The organism is Oceanobacillus bengalensis (assembly GCF_003628445.1).
GTDB classification, from domain to species: domain Bacteria; phylum Bacillota; class Bacilli; order Bacillales; family Amphibacillaceae; genus Oceanobacillus; species Oceanobacillus bengalensis.
Genome location: NZ_RBZO01000007.1, coordinates 1 through 20,327 on the forward strand (window position 1 = coordinate 1; position 20,327 = coordinate 20,327).

A 20,327-nucleotide genomic window follows, 5' to 3' on the forward strand; every position below is an offset into this window, starting at 1 on the left:
TCCCATCACTTCGAGTGAGTAAGATCCCTCAGAGACGATGAGGTTGATAGGTTCGAGATGGAAGCGTGGTGACACGTGGAGTTGACGGATACTAATCGATCGAGGACTTAACTAAATTCTTATATGTATGTCGTACAGTTACTCTTATTTAGTTTTCAGGGTTCAATCCCTAGAAAATTACATATGTCTGGTAGTGATGGCGGAGAGGCCACACCTGTTCCCATACCGAACACAGAAGTTAAGCTCTCCAGCGCCGATGGTAGTTGGGGGTTCCCCTGCAAGAGTAGGACACCGCCAGGCAATATGAAGACAGGATACAATTTGTTTTGTATCCTGTCTTTTTTTGTATTGATTTTGTAAATAGAGGGAGAATAGAATGTCGATTCACATCTAACTACAAATAAAGCACCTAATATAGGTGCTTTATTTGCAATATAACTATTCATTTTCTATTGTTTCCTGATGTTTATCCTTATCCTTCTCGAATAGTACAATCAAACCTGGTAATAGCACTCCTCTAACTAAGAATGTATCGATAACAATTCCAATTGCAACGATAAAGCCAAATACGAATAATAATTGAACTGGCTGTGTCATAAGTACTGCAAATGTGGAAGCAAGTATAATCCCTGCTGATGAAATTACTCCACCTGTATGAGCAACAGCAATTTCAACAGCCTTCTTAACAGAATGTTGTTTCCTCTCCTCTTGGAACCTGGAAACAAGAATAATGTTGTAATCAATACCTAGTGCAACTAGAAAGATAAAGGCATATACTGGAACACGATTACTTATCGTTTCTATGTCAAAGAATAGATTTGTTAAAAATGTACCGAGTCCTAAAGCTGCGATAAAGGAAATCAAAATCGTTCCCATCATATAAATCGGCATCTTAAATGATTTTGTCAAAAACATTAACATAACTAGAATTAAAATCGTTTCTAAAAGAACAATAATCAATAAATCACGATTATTATAGGTACGGTCGTCAACTGATGTGGCTGTTTCGCCGGCAAAGAAAAGTTCCCCATCAAGATTGCTATCTTCAAGAATGATATTCTTTTCATTGCGGATCTCTTCTAATGCATCCAGGGTTTCCTGGTCATAGGGGTTTTTATCAAAAGTCATACTATAAGAAATTACTTTCTGGTCTTCCGTTATTCCGTCAATCCGTACATTATTAACGAGAGGTTGTTCAGAAAGTGTATTTAATAACGTTATTCGACTTTCTTCACTCACTTCAGTGTTAGATTCAAACAATACTGTCGTCGCAGCTAAATCTCCAGCATGAAACCCTTCCTCTAAGATTTCATAACCAACCCTTGAAGGCATATCCTCTGGAAATGATTTTAGCATATCGAATTCATATTCCACATTAAACACGTTTAATGCAGAGACCAATAGGAATAATCCTATGATGGTAACGGAAACGATTGGCTTTTTAGAAACGAAACGGCCAATTTTACTCCAAATGGAATTGGTTTTAACTTGCTCATCCCCGACACGAGGAATAATTGGCCAAAATGATTTTCTTCCAAACAATGTAAATAACGCAGGAACAAGTGTTATAGACGAAAGCATAATAACAACTAATGTTACTCCAAATATTGGTGCAAAGTTTTTGTAATCGCCTAATTGAGCAAAGATTAGAATAAGCATCGCAGCTAGAACCGTTCCACCTGAATAGAAAACTGGAAGTCCAGTACCTCTCATCGCTAATTTCATTGCTGTATACTTATCTTCATGATGTTTTAACTCTTCTCTATAGCGAGAGAAAACAAATAACGAGTAATCGATTACGGCGGCAAATAAGAGAATGGTCATAATAGAAACCGATTGCGTACTCATAAGAAGCCCTGATTGACCAAAGATACCTAATATTTGCATGACAATTTGATAGACAAATACGGCTGCTAACAAAGGAATTAAGGCAATTAAAGGTGATTTGTATATGACAACTAATAAAACAAGGATAATCCCAACCGTTGATAAAATGAGTACAAGGTCTGCTCTTAAAAATAAGTCCGTCGTATCAACAGCAATTCCTGCTGGACCAGTTACATGTACGGATAGATTCGTATTATTATCAATCAACTTATCAATTTGGTTGAGTGAGTCTTTTATATCTTCGGTTTCTAGATCAGGATTAAAGCTGAGTGGTAGTAAGGCAGTTGAACTGTCCTCTGAGAAAAAACCCTCTGCAGCTTGTGGTGGTAGTTGGTCTAATGGAATTACTTCATCTAGACCCTTAATATCCTCATCTTTAATTAGTGTGACGACATCTACAAGCTCTGATCGTGTGACTTCCTCATTTTCTGATTCGAATACCAAGATTGCTGGTAAACTTGAGGATGATTCAAAATATGTCTGGACCTTTTCCGAAGCAATGATGGATTCGGCATCCTCTGGAAGTGTTTCAATACTTGAAACCTGATAATCACGTGCACTAGGTGCGGCAAAAGTTAAAATTAGTAGTATGACTATCCAAATTCCTAAGGTGACCCACATACCTTGTTTTGTAGATACATAATTAGTTACTTTTTGCAATACGTTTTTCATTCACATATTCCTTTCTATTTGAGTAAGTGACAATAGTGTTACTTTAATTACAAAAGTACTCTGTTACTATTGCTATTATGATAAATAGTGACACATGTGTCAATTATGACCTTCAGGTAATTCCATTTCTTAAAATAGTTTTTATTGACCTTATCCATTTAGACTCAGGAACCTGATAATGATTCGGAATAGCAACCGTTTGAAAGATAAACCCCAGAATGAGACTATCAGGTAGATTGGGATTAAGGATGCCTTCCTTTCTTCCTTGTTGAATAAAGGACTGTAATTGAGAATACATATCCAAATGTAGTTTACCTAGCTGCTTCGTATTATTCTTTACTTTTTGATTTTGGCTTTCAGGAATATGTAGAGCAATTTCACGAATTTGAAGGGTTTCACTGTCCTTAAAAATAATATCAACCAGATAGTCAAATTGCTCATTAAAAGATGTACGCTCTTCAATCTTGCGTAGTTCTATGAGAAATCGATTCATTTCATATATCAGATATTCACTAATAAGCTCTTCTTTATTTTCGAAGTATTTATAAATGGCACCTCTTGATACCTTAATACGATTTGCTAGTAGGCTAAAGGTAAACCCCTCATAACCATGATTTAACAATAATTGCTTTGTTACTTGGAAAAGTTCTTCGCTTGAAAATTTACGTTCACGTGCCATGTGCTCACCTCATCCTCCATTATAAAGAAACGCAAACAAAAAACAAATGAACAAAGATAGCTGTTTTATTACGAATAATATTTTAGGACAAACGTTTGTTTTAAAAAAATACAAAAAGACTTCCTAGTTTGAGTGGGAATTTTTACTCATTGCTGGAAACCTTTTTTAAAGCGTTTAGAAAAATACTTTTAAATTTTTCCCTATCCTCATCAGTAAAAGGCTTAGGGCCTTTCGTTCGTTTTCCACCTTTTCTAGCCATTGCACTTAAGTAACGAGTTTGCAATAACTGATCAATATTTTCATTTGAATAGGCGAATCCTTTATGATGAAGGACATTACAACCCTTTGGTAACCCTAATGAGGCTAGACCATAATCTTGCGTAATGATAATATCTCCTTTTTCCGCAAGTTTCATAATACGATAATCTGCAGCATCTGCTCCTGTGTCAACATAAATTGTCTCCACACCTTCTGGTTGCTTTTCATTGGAATAATGAGAAAAGCTGGTGACGAGAATAACTGGAAGGCCTGCTTTTACTCCTTCTTTGACCACAATATCTTTAACTGGACAAGCATCTGCATCTACATATATTTTCATAACTCATTCTCCCTATATTTAACTTCAGGTTGCTAGTGATAATAATACTTGACTGCGCTTTTGTCAATTGTAATGCATTTTGTAGGGAACAATAATATAAAAATAATAACAATATGCACTTTACAATAGTGTGCGTCATACACTATAATGAAATCAGGAGTTGATTAGATGACTGATGCGAATGAACATCTAGATAAATTAATGCAGGAACTACGGCGGGGGACAATTACAATTGGTGTATTGAGTCAGCTGTCCGAACCTAGGTACGGGTACTCGCTTGTAACGATGCTTGGGGATAAAGGAATACATGTTGAACCAGGAACACTTTACCCTTTACTTCGAAGACTAGAAAAACAAGGCTTACTTGATAGCAAATGGGATACCAATGAATCGAGGCCACGTAAATATTATTTATTGAGTGAAACGGGGAAAGAAGTATTTGATCTTCTTGTAGTTGAGTGGAAAAACATCGTACAAAGTCTGAATCATGTGATTGAAGAGAAGGGGGATGAAAAGGATGGAAATGATTGAACGTTATATTTATGCAGTTACACAGAAATTACCCCAGTCGCAAAGGGAGGATATTGCGGTGGAACTTCGTGGGCTGATTGAGGATATGATAGAAGAACGTGTCCAAGATAAGGAAGCGATGGAGAAAGATGTAGAAGAGGTTTTAATGGAACTTGGTAATCCAAGAAATCTAGCGCAGAAATACCGAGGTACGAAAAAGTTTCTTATTGGACCCGAGTTATTTGATTCATATATTTTAGTATTAAAGATCGTACTAATTTCAGTTGCTTTTACAATGGCTATTAGTTTCCTAATACAAATAATTATTGAACCTATTTCTATTCTTGATCATTTTATTGATCTGATTGTATCAACTGTAACTGCAATACCTATGGCATTTGGCTGGACAACGTTTGGATTTGCGCTTGCAGAACGTTTTGGCGAAATTAATCAAGTAGATTTGCAAATGGATAAGGATTGGAAACCATCTGATTTAGCACCTATTCCTGACCCTAAAGGGAGAATTAAACGTGGGGATCCGATTGCAGGGATTATATTTTATGTTTTCTTTATCGTATTTTTTTCCTTTTCAACAAATTATTTTGGAATATGGATATTTAATGATGGATATAGAGGAACGATTCCATTTATAAACGAAGAAGTAAACAATATATATCTATTACTTATTATTCTTATTCTGTTGTTTGGTGTTTTAAAAGAAAGCTTAAAACTCATATATGGAAAATGGACTTCTCAACTTGTCCTTTTTTCAGCAATCGTTAACTTCATTTCATTTATAGCAGTAGTTCTATTAATTTCGGAACCCGGATTTTGGAATCCAGACCTTATGAATGGATTAGTTCAACAGGATGTTTTAATAGAAGGCAGCGAAGCATATGAAATAGTGACTACAATTTGGCAGGAAACGACAAAGTGGATGCCTATACTAGTAGCCATAGGATTAGTTTGGGATGTAATTGATGGTGTGATAAAGGTTAAGAGAAGTAAAGCGAAGTAAAGTGTTTTCAAAGATAGTGTTATCGATTATTATAAAATATAATCAATAGCACTTTTGTTTTAGGGGGAAGTTAAGATGAGATTGGTCGAACCAACGATGGAATGGAAAGAAGAACATGAGAATTATGTGAAAGAGTGGGGGAATACACGTCTGGTTCCAAGTAGTTTTAATCTAGAGGGGTTTGAAACATATGAATCCTTTTTAGAAGCATTACGAGTGCGTCAAAGCGGGCAAGGAAAATGGGTACCTGGTTCAGACTACTTTTTGGTGAATGATGATAATAGAATTGTTGGGATGGTTAACATCCGTCATGAGTTAAATGAGTTTTTGAGGCAAGTAGGTGGTCACATTGGATATGGAGTAAGACCATCAGAAAGAAGAAAAGGGTATGCAACCCTTATTCTTAAAGAAGCATTAGCTAAATGTAAGGAATTGAACATAAACCCTGTTTTGGTAACTTGTGATGAGGATAATATCGGTTCAGCGAAAGTAATTATAAAAAACGGTGGCATTGAGGATGAAAGTTTTCTTGATGAAGATGGCAGCATTAAACGTAGATTTTGGATTGAAAATTAGAGGTAATAGATACAGTTATTTATATGGGAGTTGGCACTTGCACATTTGCAAGTGCTTTCTATTTAGACTCTATTCAAACTGTTTGTTGTATAATAACGAAGCAAGTGCACGTTGATTTCCGCTGTGGGTAGTACGTTAGTCAAAAAAGGCCAGCAGTTTTGCTGTCCTTTTTACACTTTCATCAATCAATCTAAAAACCTAATCTACCAACATATTCTTCCGATTCCCAGTCTTGCTTGATTGTTTTCTTAAGGTTTTCTTGGAGCTCTTTAACAATTTTTTCTACATTTACTTGTTTTTCATAATGCCACTCGAGCGCGACTGACATATGGAGTTCGTTTAGTTGCGCGATAGATAATCCTTTCGTTTGAACAGCAAGATTGTCTAACGTTTCATCCGTTATAAATTGAAGCAGCCCTTTCTTAAATAGATATTCCTTTCTTAATCTTTCGTCTGGTTGTTTTATTTCATAAGCACGATCAAAACGGCCAGCACGGTTAATTAAGGCAGGATCGATTTTCGCAGGGTAATTGGTTGTACCAATTAAGAAGATTCCTTCTTTCGTTGTTGCACCATCCAGTGTATTAAGAAAGATGGACCTTGATTCTTCTGGCATCGAGTCAATATCCTCAATAATGAGGATCATTGGTGCCATCTTCGTAACGGTTGAGAAAACCTCCTTGATAGAGTAGCTATTTGTATATTCGGTGATTTGCCAATATACAACAGGTGCAGTAACGCTACCAGCGATTGATTTTACCAGCGTTGTTTTCCCATTTCCTGGACTTCCATAAAGAAGGATTCCACGTTTATAAGGAATGGCGTATTCCTTGTAAAAAGATCCTCCTTCTGAGAAGAACTCATCAATCGAGCGGAAGATATTCACCTTTACATCCTCATCCAATAGAACGTCTTCTCTATGGACTTGATGTGTTACTTGTTCTCTTGACCGTTCTAGGCCTTCCTCTGTATCTGTAAGCACGGTAATTCCATCCAGCATAAAACTGCGTTGTTTTTCAATGCAATAATTTAAGAAATCTAGTAGTAATCCGTCGTCATTGTTAAAAATAAAATCTTGTATGTAATCGGAATGACTTTGATAGATTGGTACACGAACAATTGCTACCTTGTACGCAGGAAAGTAAAAGATGTTATTGGTAAGGGAAGGTGTGACTTTGTACTTTTCATCATCTGTTTGATTGATTGTTGTCGTTCCAACTGTATCATATATATGAGCCAACACTTCTATATCTGGATCATTTCTTTCGAGAAGCTGTTCAATTGTTACGAATACTTCCTCTATCCCTACGTCAGTCGTGCAGAGTTTCAAGCCATTTCCAAGCCTTTGTATTAATAGCTCTTTTATCTTATTTAGTGCTACAGCATAATCATAATAATGCGAGATTGTATTACTATCTGTATCATGAAATTTAATTAGTGTTGGATTCTTTTTCATACTCCATTCCTCTCATTGTTTTTAGAGATATAGAATTTCTAATAATCAAAATCGTTATACCTATTTTAACCTTTTATCGAATAGATGTATAGCTAGTTCTATTTATTCGAAAGGGGTAAGTGAAACTGATAAAATGAGAGAAAATACACAAAAAGGAGTGGATAACATGGAACAGAAGGTTATTATTGATGATGTTGAGATAGATGCACTTACATTTAGCAATGAAGTGAGCACAGTCGAAGGAAAAAATCTCCATAAAATTACTTTTACTTTTAAAGTTACAAGTGAGGAGTACCATGATATTACATCCTTACTCTATAAAAATGATTTTTCTGTAAGTGTCCCTAAGGAAAACCTGGTATTTAACGGAACAATTCAAAACTATACAACGTCTGTAACGAACCTTTACGAGGAAAACAAAGTAGGAGATTTTCAGTTAACTTTAATAGAAAAAAGTTAATCTTCTCTGTTACATTAAAGTTCTTTAGTATATAATATAATGAAAATTATTAATATATACATAGAGACAGTGAAAATAGAAGGGAAGGTATGGCGATGACAACTACAAATCATATTAAACCAAGAAAGGCATTAGAGAAAATTAAACCTTATTCACCTGGAAAGCCAATATGGGAATTACAAAAGGAATTAAATTTGGACAAAGTTATTAAACTCGCATCAAATGAAAATCCACTTGGGCCATCACCAAAGGGTGTAGAAGCTATTTCTTCTGGTTTAGCAGAACTGCATCGTTATCCAGATGCTGATACGGTTTCTTTAAAAGAGGCGATTGCAACGAAACTAGATGTAACGAAAGAACAGGTAATCGTAACAAATGGTGCTGATGAATTAATTACCTTATTATCCGAGGCTTTTTTGGACGAAGGTGACGAGATCATTGTTCCCTCCCCATCTTTTAGTGAATACGATTTTGGAGCGGATTTAATGGGTGCTACGGTTGTTCCTGTAGCATTTGACGATGGGTTTGAATTTAATGTTGACCAAATAATTGATGCGATTACTGATTGTACAAAATTACTTTATATTTGTTCTCCAAATAATCCAACAGGTACGTATTTGGAAAGGAATGAATTTGAAAGACTGCTGGGAGCAGTTCCAGAACGGGTTTTAGTTGTTTTTGACGGTGCATATAGTCATTATGCAACGGCTCGAGATTATACAGATGGAATTGAATTTGTTAGAGCAGGGTACAATGTATTAGTCTTACAAACCTTTTCAAAAGTATATGGGCTTGCTGGCTTACGTGTAGGATTTGGCGTTGCACCAGCATCTATAATACAAACGATCTTAAAGGTGAAGGAACCGTTTAATGTCAATAGTTTGGCACAGGCAGCGGCGACAGCAGCGATTACAGATGATGAGCATGTTAAGGCTTCTAAAGAAAGTAATGCTGCAGGTTGTAGGGATCTATACAAGGCCTTTTCAGAACTTGGATTAAACTATGTAGAAACGATGAGCAACTTTATTCTTGTAGAGCTTGGACCAGATGCAGAAGAATTGTATAATGCCCTTCTTTCTCAAGGTGTAATTGTACGTTATGGGAAAATTTGGGGTCTCCCTGAGTATGTTCGTATTACGGTTGGTACAAAAGAGGAAAATGACTTTTTAATCGAAGCATTACGTACGGTTTTAGGGAAGTAGTTTAAATACTTCAGCACAAAAAATGTGCTGGGGTATTTTTGTATTGAACTTAATCGGTATAATCTGTTTTTTTACTTTCATAATTCTTCATGCGATAATAAGGAAAAAACGACGAGGATGAAAACATGAAAACTGTTGAATTAAAAGTAGCCCCTAAATTTCTTAAACAATATAAAGGCAAGTACCCACTAATCTACAAGGATGCAATAATGAATGTAAATATGTTAAAAGAGGAAGGTACACTCGTTCATTTGGTTGATGAGTCTAATCAATTTATTGCAAAAGGTTATTATGGAAAGCAAAATAAAGGATTAGGTTGGGTGTTAAGTTACAATCAAGGTGAGAAGATTGATAAAATCTTTTTTAAAAATAAAATATCAAACGCCATAGGTAAGCGTAAGGCTTTTTACCAGAACCAAGATACCAATGCATTCCGTATTTTCAATGGTGAAGGAGACGGAATTGGCGGACTTTCGATTGATTATTTTGATGGATATTATCTAATTCAGTGGTATAGTGAAGGCATTTATTCCTTTAAAAATCAAGTATTGAGTGCCCTAGACGAAATAGGAGGATATAAAGCCATCTATGAAAAGAAACGTTTTGATACAAAAGGAAAATATATTGATGATGACGACTTTGTAAAAGGTGAGCGTGGGGAATTCCCAATCATTGTGAAGGAAAATGGGATGAACTATGCCGTTTACCTAAATGACGGTGCGATGGTTGGTATTTTCCTTGACCAACGTGATGTCCGTCTTGCCATTCGTGAAAAATATGCAAAAGGGAAGAATGTACTGAATACATTTTCATATACTGGTGCATTTTCCGTAGCGGCTGCAATTGGTGGAGCTAAGAAAACAACAAGTGTCGACCTTGCTAAACGCAGTAAAAGCAAAACAATTGAACAATTTAGTGTGAATGGCATTGATGCTGAGCAACAAGATATTATTGTAATGGATGTTTTTGACTACTTTAAATATGCGAAGCGGAAGGATTTGAAATTTGATCTAGTTGTTCTTGACCCGCCAAGCTTTGCTCGCTCGAAGAAAAGAACCTTTAGTACAGCAAAGGATTATCCAGCTCTAATGATGGATGCAATCGAGATAACAGAAAAAGGTGGCATTATTGTTGCATCAACAAATAATGCATCGTTTAGTATGAAAAAATTCAAAGGATTTATTGATAAAGGTTTTGTAGAGATGAATACAAAATATACAATACTTGAGGAGTTTAGCTTACCAGCAGATTTCCAGGCAAATAAACATTATCTACCAAGCAACTATTTGAAGGTACTTGTTATCAAGAAAGTTAATTAAGAAGGACATGCGCTTTGATATAATAATCAGGGCGCATGTTTTTTTGGTGATGCTGTTTTCATGTTGCTTTTTACTTTTCTCAGTTGAGTAAACTCTGAAGTATATGCATGTGCAAAGACTATCTAGTTAATAATATATCTCCTTGGCTTTTGAAGGTAACTTGATAAGAATAAGCACTCTCAAGATGGAAAATGAGTGAAATCCCCTTGAAATGAACTTGATAATAAGCTCTCTCGAGACTGCCCGATTCTTTCGGTGAATCCCCTAAAGTACATCTACTCCGTACCGTATATTAATAATGTAATTAACAATAGTCTCATAGAAAACAGCCTTATGTTAATTCATTTATATTAGAAATTATTATTGTATAATTATTCTATATAGTGCATAATAATTCATAAGTGAATATGTAAAGGGGAGAACTTATATGATAGTGGGGGAAAAGCCAGTCAATCTTTATAATAAAGAATTACAAGGGCGTGATTTTTTAACGCTTATTGATTATACACAAGATGAGTTAAGCTATTTGTTAGACTTAGCTGATTACATAAAAAAACAAAAGAAAAAGGGAGTAGCATTTGAACCGCTTAAAGGAAAAACGTTAGGGATGATTTTTGAGAAATCATCTACTAGGACGCGTGTTTCTTTTGAAGCTGGAATATATCAGCTTGGTGGGTTGGGTATTTTTCTCAGTTCAAAAGATATCCAGATTGGTAGAGGGGAATCGATCTCTGATACAGCTCAAGTACTATCAGGCTATTTGGACGGGATCATGATTCGAACGTTTTCTCAAGAATCAGTGGAGGAACTCGCAAAATATGCTAGTGTTCCGGTGATTAATGGTTTAACAGATATGTATCATCCGTGCCAAGTACTAGCTGATCTTCAAACAATAAAGGAAAACAAAGGCGTACTTAAGGGTGTAAAGGTTGTTTATATTGGAGATGGAAACAATATGGCCCATTCTTTGATGCTTGGGGCAGCTATTATGGGGATGGAATTAACGGTTGCTTCACCAAAAGGCTACCAACCAGATGTAGCTGTTGTGGAAAAAGCTAAGACATTAGCGGCTAAACACGGAGCAAAGATTAATGTTTTAGATAATCCTGAAGAAGCTGTACAAGACGCAGATGTAATTTATACGGACGTTTGGGCAAGTATGGGGCAAGAGGCTGAACAGGCGAAAAGAGAAGTAGCATTTAAAGGCTGGCAGGTAGGTTCGAAGTTGCTATCACAATCAAAGTCAGATGTAAGCTTCATGCATTGTTTACCAGCCCATCGCGGGGAGGAAGTGGCTACAGAAGTAATTGACGGTAAGCACTCCGTAGTCTTCCAGCAAGCAGAGAACCGTCTGCACGCACAAAAAGCATTAATGACAGCCTTAATGGGATAGAAAGTTCCATAGACAGTGCCTGTCACTTTTCGCTTTTCGACAAAATTCGAGGAGTGACAGGCACCATATTAAGGCACCGCATTAACCGAATACTTGACCGCCGTTGACGTGGAGTGTCTGTCCGGTAACGAATCTGGAATCATCGGAGGCAAGGTATACAAAAGTCGGGGCAACTTCGAAGGGTTGGCCTTGGCGATCCATTGGGTTACCAGCGAGTGGTATTTGATCAGCCGAGAAGCTTGCTGGTATTAATGGTGTCCATATTCGTCCAGGAGCAACCGCATTTACCCGAATACCTTTCTGTACTAGGCTATTGGCTAATGCGCGTGTAAAACCAATGTTTGCACCTTTTGTAGCGGTATAATCGATTAATTGATCATTTCCATCAAAGGTAACCACAGAAGATGTATTTATAATTGAACTACCAGATTTTAAGTAAGGTAAAGCAGCACGTGTTGTATAAAAATGAGAGTAGATATTCACTTTAAATGTATCATCAAACTGCTCATCGGTAATATCAATTAAACTTAATTGTTGAAATTGAATACCGACATGGTTACAAAGGATATCAAGCTTTTCAAACGCTTCAACGGTTTTCTCAACTATACCTGAGCATTGCTGTTTTTTCCTCAAATCTCCTGGAAGTAATAAACAACGCTGTCCTAGTTCCTCAATTCGGGCCTTCGTTCGATTTGCATCATCATGTTCATCTAGGTAAGAGATTGCTACATTAGCACCTTCTTTGGCAAACGCTATAGCTGCAGCAGCACCTATTCCGCTATCTCCACCAGTTATTAGTGCGACTTTCCCTTTTAGTTTGCCACTTCCTTTGTAATTTGGGTTTTCTATAATTGGCTTTGGAACCATTAAACTTTCCACTCCTGGCTGGCGGAGCTGACGCTGTTCAGGTACGGTAAGTGCAACATCCTCATATTGTGTTATTTTTCCGTAATTCGGATATAACGGATAGTCGCTTCTATTCCCATTTTCAGACATGGTAATCCTCCCTATAATTGACTCTTTAGTTACTGTATGAGAAATAGGCAATTGTGGTGCATGGAAAATCTGTATTATCTGAAGGCAGGGACGTGCTCATCACGTCTACATTTGAATAGTCTAAAGGTAAGCACATAGGAGGTTATCGTATGAACTATTATTACAACCCTGAAGTAAGGTTGCTGTTGATTAATCATTCGAATGAAACAGTGGAGATGCTATACAATGCCAATCCATCCACATGGACAATGCCTAAGATAGGGCCAAGACCCCCTTATTATACTAATCCAAGGTATGAAGCCTATTATCCTATTATTTAAGATGAAAAAAGTGACGAGATAATTAATCACGTCACTTTACTTTTACATATTGGCTGACTAATAGGCAATCTATTCTACCGTCATACCTGTTGGATCAATCGCTAATGCCTTTACTTGATAATATGGAAGTACTTCTTGCATTTTACTTGCAATAGCTTGTCCTTCTCCTGATGGTACAATCGATAACATTGTGGGGCCAGCTCCGCTAATGATTGTTCCGTAGGCAGAAAGTTCCTTTGCCTGTTTCCGTATCTTTTCATAGTTTGGAATTAATGCTGCACGGTATGGTTCATGGAAAAGGTCATGTTCCATCATTTTACCTGCTCGTTTATAATCACCTTTTAAAAGAGATGCAACTACAACATTGCTTACTGCGCTTGCAGCAGCAGCGAGGCTTCTAGGATAAGAGCTTGGTAAAATCTTTCTAGAAGCTTCCGTCTTTAATTCAACTTCAGGTATGTAAACGACAATATCTATATCTAACGCATGTAATTCGATTCGCTCAATTACATCCTCAATAGTAGCAGAAATAACCAATCCTCCAAATAAAGCTGGTGCGATATTATCAGGATGGCCCTCTATTTCAGTACCATAACGTAGCTTATCCTCAGAGCTTAACCCTAACCTACATGCTTGATTCGCAATTTCAATTCCGGCTAAAATTGCTGAAGCACTACTCCCTAATCCGCGAGCTAAAGGAATATTGCTTTTCTCAACAACTCTACAAGCAGGTAGCTCTTTATGATGTCGATCAGCAACTTGTTTAGAAATTTTATAGATAAAGTGATCCTCGTAATAGATGGTAGGTACGGTTGAATCTAGCTGCTCAAATACCCATTCATCTGATTCTGTTACCTCTAACGTTAGGTGAAGACCTAAAGCCAGGCCCATTGAGTCAAAACCAGGGCCAAAGTTTGCAGAGCTTGCAGGTACATTTATCCAGAATGGTTTCATACCCGCACCATTTTATCGATGTATTCCATGACAGCAGCTTCATCATTTGGTAGGGTTACAGGATTAATTTCCATTTGGTCAATTGCGGTTTGAGGATCTTTTAATCCATTACCTGTCAGTATTGCTACAACCTTGCTCCCTTTTTCAATCAACCCTTTTTCGCATTGTCTGAGAATACCAGCAATAGAAGCACAAGAACCAGGTTCAGCAAAAACGCCTTCCGTGCGTGCAATTAATTTAAATGCATCTATAATCTCCTCATCGGTGACGGATTCAATTTTTCCATCGGATTCATCCCTAGCGTTCACTGCAAGGCTCCAACTTGCAGGATTTCCAATGCGGATGGCAGTAGCAAGTGTTTCTGGGTTTTCAATAACCTCGTTTTTCACAATGGCTGCGGCACCTTCTGCTTCAAATCCAAACATTCTTGGAAGGCCAGTTTGTTTATGCTCGTTGTATTCTTTAAATCCTTTCCAGTAGGCACTAATGTTACCAGCGTTACCGACAGGAATTGCAAGAATATCAGGGGCACTCCCAAGTGTGTCACAGATTTCAAATGCAGCAGTTTTTTGTCCTTCTAAGCGATATGGGTTAACAGAATTCACGAGTGTGACAGGGGCTTTCTCACTTATTTCCCGCACCATTTTCAATGCCTCATCGAAGTTTCCATCAATCTCTACAATCTCTGCTCCATACATAACAGCTTGTGCAAGTTTCCCAAGAGAAACCTTGCCCTTAGGGATAACAATAATTGCTCTGATGCCAGCACGGGCAGCATAAGCAGCTGCTGAAGCGGAAGTATTCCCAGTTGAGGCGCATATGATTGACTTACTTCCTTCTTCAATTGCTTTTGCAACCGCAACGACCATTCCTCTATCTTTAAAAGAACCAGTTGGATTGAGTCCCTCGTATTTCCCATACAGTTCAATACCGAGCTTCTTTGATAAATTCGCGAAATGGAAAAGTGATGTATTTCCTTCATGTAGTGTTAAATCTGGCGTCATCTCTGTTACAGGTAAAAATTCCTTATATTCTTTTAGCAACCCTTGCCAGCTCATTCTGCTGCATCTCCTTCAACTTTATAATGGCTCTTGATTTCATACACTACCTCTAATTCATGGAGCTGATTCATTGCGTTATGAAAGCTCTCCAGTGAAGTTTGATGCGTTACTACAACTATCTCTGCTTTTTTATTTTCTTTCATTGGATTTTGTAAAATTCGTTTGAAACTAATATTTGATTCGTTAAATAGGGTAGAGATTTTGGAAAGTACTCCAGCCTCATCTTTAACATGGAGTCTTACATAATACTGAGCAAATTTCTCAGCTGATCCCTTTAATTTTTTTGTGAAATGAGGTTCTAAATATTGATTACCAGTTACCCCAAGTTGCATATTTTTAATCACAGTAACTACATCAGATAAAATTGCTGTAGCGGTAGGGAGACTTCCAGCACCTGGACCATAGAACATAGTCTCTCCAACAGCTTCACCATATACGTAAACTGCATTGTATTCATTGTTTACACTTGCTAATGGATGGCTGTCGGATAGAAATGTTGGCTTGACATTGACGTCCAATTTGCGGTTACTAAAATCAGCATAGCCAATCAACTTCATCGTAAGGCCAAGCTGTTTACCGTAATTTAAATCTTCTAAACTGATATTCGATATTCCTTTAACTTCCACATCATTCAACTCAACATCCATTGAAAAGGCGAGACGACACAAAATCGCCATTTTTCGTGCAGCATCTAATCCTTCTACATCAGATGTAGGATCAGCCTCAGCAAAACCAAGTTCTTGGGCCTGCTTTAATGCCGTTTCATAACTGATTCCTTCATTATTCATCTTTGTTAAAATATAGTTCGTTGTTCCGTTAACGATCCCCATTATTTTCCTAATGTGATCAGAAGACAGTCCATCTGTTATTCCCCTAAGAATTGGGATTCCTCCAGCAACGCTTGCTTCGTAATAGAAATCACAATTGTTTCTACTGGCGGCTTCTTGGAGCTCTGGTCCATGGAGTGCAACAAGGTCTTTATTCGCGGACACAACATGTTTCTTTGCGGCAAATGCTTTTAGAATATATTCACGTGCTTCCTCTACTCCGCCCATTACTTCTACAATAATATCAATCTCTGGATTATGAAGCACATCTTCAGGATTAGTTGTGAGAAACGTCGGGTCTACATCAATTCCACGGTTCTTTTCTAAATTACGTACCAAAATTCCTTTCACATCAACATCAAGCCCGAGCTGATGTGTTAACTTCTCTTGATGGTCTTCAATCAGCTTAACTACACCTGAACCAACTACCCCTAAACCAAGTAGACCAACAGATACATTGTTTCCCATTTAATCACCTCATGTTTTTTAGTAGAAAATTTTATTTAATACATTGTAACCATGAATGGGGGATTATAGCAATAGCGAATTTTTGAATTATTCCTTGCATTTTAAAATCAGAACCATTTTTGCCTAGAAGAATAAACTATTAATAGTAGGTAGCTATGGAGGTGGAATGATGAATGATGCACTGTTAGGGATTTTGTTTCTCGCTTGCTTAGTGCTTGGTATGGTATGTGGAATGGTATTCCAATCTATAGAAATTGGTGGAGCAGTCGGTTTAGGGGTTGGATTAATCATACTTATCTTATTCAGAAGAAAAGACAATAGGAGATTATAGAAAAATTAAATCAAATACAATTTTGTTCTTCTAAAAATATGTATAAAGCTTTATCCTGCGATTTGTTAAATGAAGGTAGAATAATAAAGTGTTACATTTCGTATAATTAATACTAAATTAAATATTGATTCGAATGTAGACACGCCAGAGCTTTGGGTGTGTCTATTCTTTTCTAAAAGGGAGTAAGTGCTATTGGAATAGGTCACTATTTTACGAATTTGTGAACATTTATGGTAATATACAGGAGTTCAGCGAATTTGATAATTCAAATAAAGGGGGATTAATAAATGAATAGAGAGAAAAACAAATTAATGCTCTATATGGCGGGAGGAGTTGTACTACTAGCTATTATAGTTAATGTATTAGGAAGAGTATATCATCTATTTAATTTTTCACATGGTGGGGGAAGCATCGTTACATCCTTTGAGATTGAACAACAGTATGGCCTTATTCTACATATAATATTGCTGATACCTATTCTGTTATTTATTTGGAGTCTTCTATTGTACCAGAAGAATAAAAATCACATGTACATACCTTATCTACTGACACTTACTCTTACGTTTGCAAGTATAGCATTAATTTCTGGCGGAAATGGAAGAGTAGAGTTTCATTTTAGTATTTTTATGGTAGTTGCTGCTTTAGGGTTTTATCAAGAAATTAAGTTAATTATGATGATGACGTGTATCTTTGCCATACAGCATATTCTAGGGCTACTGTTCTACCCTGAAATCGTTTTTGGTGTGAATCATTATATGTTTTCAATGTTTATATGGCATGCAATTTTCTTGGTATTAACTTCACTTGCGGTTAGCTGGCAGGTTTTTAGTGGTAAAAGGATTGAAGCTTATTATCAATTTAATCAGGAGAAAGAGAGACAAGATATTATAGATAATATTGTCGGGCGTCTATCATTAACCTCAAATCAAATTTTAAATGTTTCTCAAACTATTTCGGATAATGCAAATCAATCATTTGAATTTAGTGGTCAGTTATCTGCCTCTATGGAAGATGTCGCAAGTAATACAGAAAAACAATTAGATATTATTCAAGAAAGTAGAAATATCATTTCATATATTAATGAAGGAATACAATCTATTAATCAAACGGCGCAGACTGCTAAACATCAAACAAATGATTCGGCGATAGAAGCACAAGAAAGTAGTAAAGAAATTAAAACATTAGTGGAAGAAATGGAAGAAATACATAAGGATGTTAATCGTACATATATCACAATTAATGAATTAAATGAGCGTTCGAAAGCAATTGAGAACATCACAGAAATCATTTCAGGAATTGCCGACCAAACCAATTTATTAGCACTAAATGCAGCAATCGAATCAGCTCGAGCTGGAGAGTTGGGTAAAGGTTTTACAGTTGTTGCCAATGAAGTGAAAAAGTTAGCTGAGCAATCTCAAGTGTCTTCTAAGCATATTTCTGAAATTATTAAGCAAATGTTAGAGCAATCTGAACCATCTGTTGTAGCAATTGCAAATGTTAAAGGTTCTATTAATAGAGGGCTAGAAATTGCAAAAAATTCTATGGTGTACTTCATCATATATCTCAAACATCAAGTGAAGTAGCAAGTCAAATCCAAGATATCTCTACATTAACGAATGATTTAACTTCTTCTTCAAATAAAATAAATAATTCAATGGAAAATATATCCAATTCTGTTAAGCAAGCAGTTTTAGGAACAAAGGATAATATGCTTGCTACGAATGAGCAGTTTCAAAATATAGAAACTACAGTATCTGTCGCTAATAAATTGAATGATTTAACATTAGAATTAGATGGAGTTATGACAAAATTAAAAAATAATGATTAGGCGATGTTATTTAGATAGTGGTAAATAAAGGATAAGCAGAGGCTTTGTAGGTTACTACAAGCCTTTATTATTAAAAATAGGAGTTGGAAAAATGAATGTTCTATGGAATAAACAGGATGGTGCAGATTATTATTTAGATGATGATTGAAATTCTTTCAGGTGGTATTTATAAAGTTAAAGGAGGATTTGACGATGCGTGTGAAAGTGAAATTGGGTGACATAATTGAAGATATGGCATTTCAATCAGTTGAACATACTTCTTTTCTCAATGTTAAAACAGGAGAAGTAGTATTCGTGTCTCATGACAATATAAGAAAAGCAGATGATGGTGATTTTGATGACTTAGAAGGTTTGGATGATGAAGAAAAGGTTGCCATAGATGTCGTTGAAAATTGGGAAAACTATACGGAACTTCCGACATCCTTTGATATTAATGAATATCAGATGATAGAAGATTTTTGTTATCGGGTGAAAGATGGGAAAAAGAGAAATATACTTTTTCGAGCAATAAAAGGTAAAGGTGCATTTAGACGATTTAAAGATAATGCCTTTGATTTAGGTTTGATAGAAGATTGGTATACATATCGTGATGAATGTTATAAACAGATTGCAATAGATTTTTGTGAGGGATTAGGACTGGATTATGTTGAATAATTGTTGAAGGAAGGGTGATATCATTGCCGAAAAAGAAAATGGAACAATCCATTTATCGATATGCTACAGAGTTAATCAAGGAAAAGGGATACGTTAGCCCTGTAGATCTTTTTGTTAAAATGGAACGGCTCACACAAAAACAAGCAGAAGATTGGAGATTTAAAAGGATCCCTTATTTGGAGCGTGTCGTAATTGGAAATCTATCAAAGCTAAATAACATCCTAAAAATATTAGAGAAATATGCAAGGGAGAAAAACTTAAAACCTTCGATTACTGTATACAAATCTTGGGGAAAAGGCCCAAAAAAGCTACTACGTTTTTCAAAAACTGCAAATCCCCATCTGGAGGAATTATATTCTACCCACTATGTACTAGTAAAAGATAAAAAGGAGTCCATTGACTAAGTTGGACTATATACAATGAGAAGATTTATAAAGAAATATTAAACAAAGGAGTTCCGAGGATATGACAAAGGTTACAAAACTAAAAATTCCTGAATTAAAGAAGTGGTTAAAAGAGAATGACCAAAAAGAACTGATTAGTATAATAACGGAGTTGTATAAATTAAATGATGAAGTACAACAGTATTTGTCTGTAAAATATATCGGTGAAAGTACAGTGAATGATTTGTTTGATAAAGCAAAAAAGGAGATAAAGGATGAGTTCTTTCCAGAAAAAGGCTTTGGAAAAATGCGTTTACTCGAAGCAAAAAAGTCTATTAATCTTTTTAAGAAACTAACAAATGATTCGGCAAGAACAGTAGAGTTAATGTTGTTTTATGTTGAAATAGGAACGTTATTTACAAGTACTTATGGGGATATCGATTCAAAGTTTTACAATAGTATGCTCTCTATGTATAACAAAGTAGTTGTTGAGTGTGAAAAGGATGAGAAGTTATTTACTAAACTAGATGATCGATTATATACCATTGTTGTTAAGTCAGATGGTATTGGTTGGGGATATCACGATGGATTAGAGGAACTATATTTTTCAATTAGTTGGTTGGAAGACGAAGAACTTTAATAGAAGTTTTAAAACAAACGTTTGAACTATTTTTAATCGACAAATACTAACAAAATCCGACAAGTGACAGGCACCTCAAAAATAAAGGATTATTC

The 20,327-nt window shown here is 36.1% G+C and carries 21 protein-coding genes and 2 rRNA genes; 15 read left to right on the plus strand and 8 right to left on the minus strand.

Features of this window, described 5'->3' with window-relative positions:
- Positions 1-115: ribosomal RNA gene (locus tag D8M05_RS05865) — 23S ribosomal RNA — on the plus strand; the annotation flags it as partial.
- 71 nt (positions 116-186) lie between these two features.
- Positions 187-300, plus strand: a 5S ribosomal RNA gene (gene rrf, locus D8M05_RS05870).
- A 138-nt stretch (positions 301-438) separates the two neighbouring features.
- On the opposite strand, the gene D8M05_RS05875 is transcribed toward rrf, so the two are convergent.
- The 3 genes from D8M05_RS05875 to D8M05_RS05885 all read right to left on the minus strand — a co-directional run bounded on the left by D8M05_RS05875 (position 439) and on the right by D8M05_RS05885 (position 3,836).
- Positions 439-2,559, minus strand: a complete 2,121-nt coding sequence (locus D8M05_RS05875; RefSeq protein ID WP_121129607.1) for an MMPL family transporter — start codon at positions 2,557-2,559, stop codon at positions 439-441.
- 112 nt (positions 2,560-2,671) lie between these two features.
- A complete protein-coding gene (locus D8M05_RS05880; protein ID WP_121129609.1) occupies positions 2,672-3,238 on the minus strand; it encodes a TetR/AcrR family transcriptional regulator in 567 nt (188 codons plus the stop codon).
- Between the two features lie 142 nt (positions 3,239-3,380).
- Positions 3,381-3,836 carry a YaiI/YqxD family protein gene (locus D8M05_RS05885; protein ID WP_121129611.1) on the minus strand — a complete coding sequence of 152 codons (456 nt, stop codon included), beginning with the start codon at positions 3,834-3,836 and terminating at the stop codon, positions 3,381-3,383.
- Positions 3,837-4,004: 168 nt separating this feature from the next.
- Between D8M05_RS05885 and D8M05_RS05890 the strand changes: the two genes are divergently transcribed.
- The 3 genes from D8M05_RS05890 to D8M05_RS05900 all read left to right on the plus strand — a co-directional run bounded on the left by D8M05_RS05890 (position 4,005) and on the right by D8M05_RS05900 (position 5,940).
- Positions 4,005-4,367 (plus strand): PadR family transcriptional regulator, encoded by a 363-nt coding sequence (locus D8M05_RS05890; RefSeq protein ID WP_121129613.1) that lies wholly within the window; start codon positions 4,005-4,007, stop codon positions 4,365-4,367.
- The gene (locus D8M05_RS05895) at positions 4,354-5,364 is read left to right on the plus strand and encodes an HAAS signaling domain-containing protein (protein WP_121129615.1); all 1,011 of its coding nucleotides are present in this window, start codon (positions 4,354-4,356) and stop codon (positions 5,362-5,364) included. Before D8M05_RS05890 ends, D8M05_RS05895 begins: the two co-directional genes overlap by 14 nt.
- Before the next feature lie 75 nt (positions 5,365-5,439).
- Positions 5,440-5,940, plus strand: a complete 501-nt coding sequence (locus D8M05_RS05900) for a GNAT family N-acetyltransferase (RefSeq protein WP_121129617.1) — start codon at positions 5,440-5,442, stop codon at positions 5,938-5,940.
- 190 nt (positions 5,941-6,130) lie between these two features.
- On the opposite strand, the gene D8M05_RS05905 is transcribed toward D8M05_RS05900, so the two are convergent.
- Positions 6,131-7,396: an AAA family ATPase gene (locus D8M05_RS05905; protein WP_121129619.1), complete on the minus strand. Its 1,266-nt coding sequence runs from the start codon at positions 7,394-7,396 to the stop codon at positions 6,131-6,133.
- 166 nt (positions 7,397-7,562) lie between these two features.
- Here D8M05_RS05905 and D8M05_RS05910 point away from each other — a divergent pair, with 166 nt between their 5' ends.
- The 4 genes from D8M05_RS05910 to argF all read left to right on the plus strand — a co-directional run bounded on the left by D8M05_RS05910 (position 7,563) and on the right by argF (position 11,770).
- A complete protein-coding gene (locus D8M05_RS05910) occupies positions 7,563-7,856 on the plus strand; it encodes a DUF3219 family protein (protein WP_121129621.1) in 294 nt (97 codons plus the stop codon).
- Positions 7,857-7,951: 95 nt separating this feature from the next.
- Positions 7,952-9,058: a histidinol-phosphate transaminase gene (gene hisC / locus D8M05_RS05915; protein ID WP_121129869.1), complete on the plus strand. Its 1,107-nt coding sequence runs from the start codon at positions 7,952-7,954 to the stop codon at positions 9,056-9,058.
- 125 nt (positions 9,059-9,183) lie between these two features.
- Positions 9,184-10,377, plus strand: a complete 1,194-nt coding sequence (locus D8M05_RS05920; protein WP_121129623.1) for a class I SAM-dependent rRNA methyltransferase — start codon at positions 9,184-9,186, stop codon at positions 10,375-10,377.
- Between the two features lie 427 nt (positions 10,378-10,804).
- Positions 10,805-11,770 carry an ornithine carbamoyltransferase gene (gene argF / locus D8M05_RS05925; protein WP_121129625.1) on the plus strand — a complete coding sequence of 322 codons (966 nt, stop codon included), beginning with the start codon at positions 10,805-10,807 and terminating at the stop codon, positions 11,768-11,770.
- Positions 11,771-11,851: 81 nt separating this feature from the next.
- Here argF and D8M05_RS05930 read toward each other — a convergent pair whose 3' ends face one another.
- A complete protein-coding gene (locus D8M05_RS05930; protein WP_121129627.1) occupies positions 11,852-12,766 on the minus strand; it encodes an SDR family oxidoreductase in 915 nt (304 codons plus the stop codon).
- Between the two features lie 149 nt (positions 12,767-12,915).
- Between D8M05_RS05930 and D8M05_RS20130 the strand changes: the two genes are divergently transcribed.
- The gene (locus tag D8M05_RS20130; protein ID WP_183072716.1) at positions 12,916-13,086 is read left to right on the plus strand and encodes a hypothetical protein; all 171 of its coding nucleotides are present in this window, start codon (positions 12,916-12,918) and stop codon (positions 13,084-13,086) included.
- Positions 13,087-13,155: 69 nt separating this feature from the next.
- On the opposite strand, the gene thrB is transcribed toward D8M05_RS20130, so the two are convergent.
- Genes thrB through D8M05_RS05945 form a run of 3 tightly spaced genes read right to left on the minus strand, consistent with a single transcriptional unit; the run spans position 13,156 to position 16,396 of the window.
- Positions 13,156-14,040, minus strand: a complete 885-nt coding sequence (gene thrB, locus D8M05_RS05935) for a homoserine kinase (protein ID WP_121129629.1) — start codon at positions 14,038-14,040, stop codon at positions 13,156-13,158.
- Positions 14,037-15,098 (minus strand): threonine synthase, encoded by a 1,062-nt coding sequence (gene thrC, locus D8M05_RS05940; protein ID WP_121129631.1) that lies wholly within the window; start codon positions 15,096-15,098, stop codon positions 14,037-14,039. The genes thrB and thrC overlap by 4 nt, the downstream gene beginning before the upstream one ends.
- Positions 15,095-16,396 (minus strand): homoserine dehydrogenase, encoded by a 1,302-nt coding sequence (locus tag D8M05_RS05945; protein WP_121129633.1) that lies wholly within the window; start codon positions 16,394-16,396, stop codon positions 15,095-15,097. The genes thrC and D8M05_RS05945 overlap by 4 nt, the downstream gene beginning before the upstream one ends.
- A 169-nt stretch (positions 16,397-16,565) precedes the next feature.
- Between D8M05_RS05945 and D8M05_RS20135 the strand changes: the two genes are divergently transcribed.
- From D8M05_RS20135 to D8M05_RS05970, 5 genes are all read left to right on the plus strand, one after another.
- Entirely contained in the window at positions 16,566-16,727 is a 162-nt protein-coding gene (locus D8M05_RS20135) for a hypothetical protein (protein WP_183072717.1), read from the plus strand.
- 287 nt (positions 16,728-17,014) lie between these two features.
- Positions 17,015-18,310, plus strand: a complete 1,296-nt coding sequence (locus D8M05_RS20720; protein ID WP_121129635.1) for a methyl-accepting chemotaxis protein — start codon at positions 17,015-17,017, stop codon at positions 18,308-18,310.
- Between the two features lie 437 nt (positions 18,311-18,747).
- Complete coding sequence (locus tag D8M05_RS05960; protein ID WP_121129639.1) at positions 18,748-19,209, plus strand: UPF0158 family protein; 462 nt, start codon at positions 18,748-18,750, stop codon at positions 19,207-19,209.
- 23 nt (positions 19,210-19,232) lie between these two features.
- Positions 19,233-19,613 carry a hypothetical protein gene (locus D8M05_RS05965; protein ID WP_121129641.1) on the plus strand — a complete coding sequence of 127 codons (381 nt, stop codon included), beginning with the start codon at positions 19,233-19,235 and terminating at the stop codon, positions 19,611-19,613.
- 61 nt (positions 19,614-19,674) lie between these two features.
- Entirely contained in the window at positions 19,675-20,232 is a 558-nt protein-coding gene (locus D8M05_RS05970) for a DUF6155 family protein (protein ID WP_121129643.1), read from the plus strand.
- Positions 20,233-20,327: the final 95 nt, after the last annotated feature.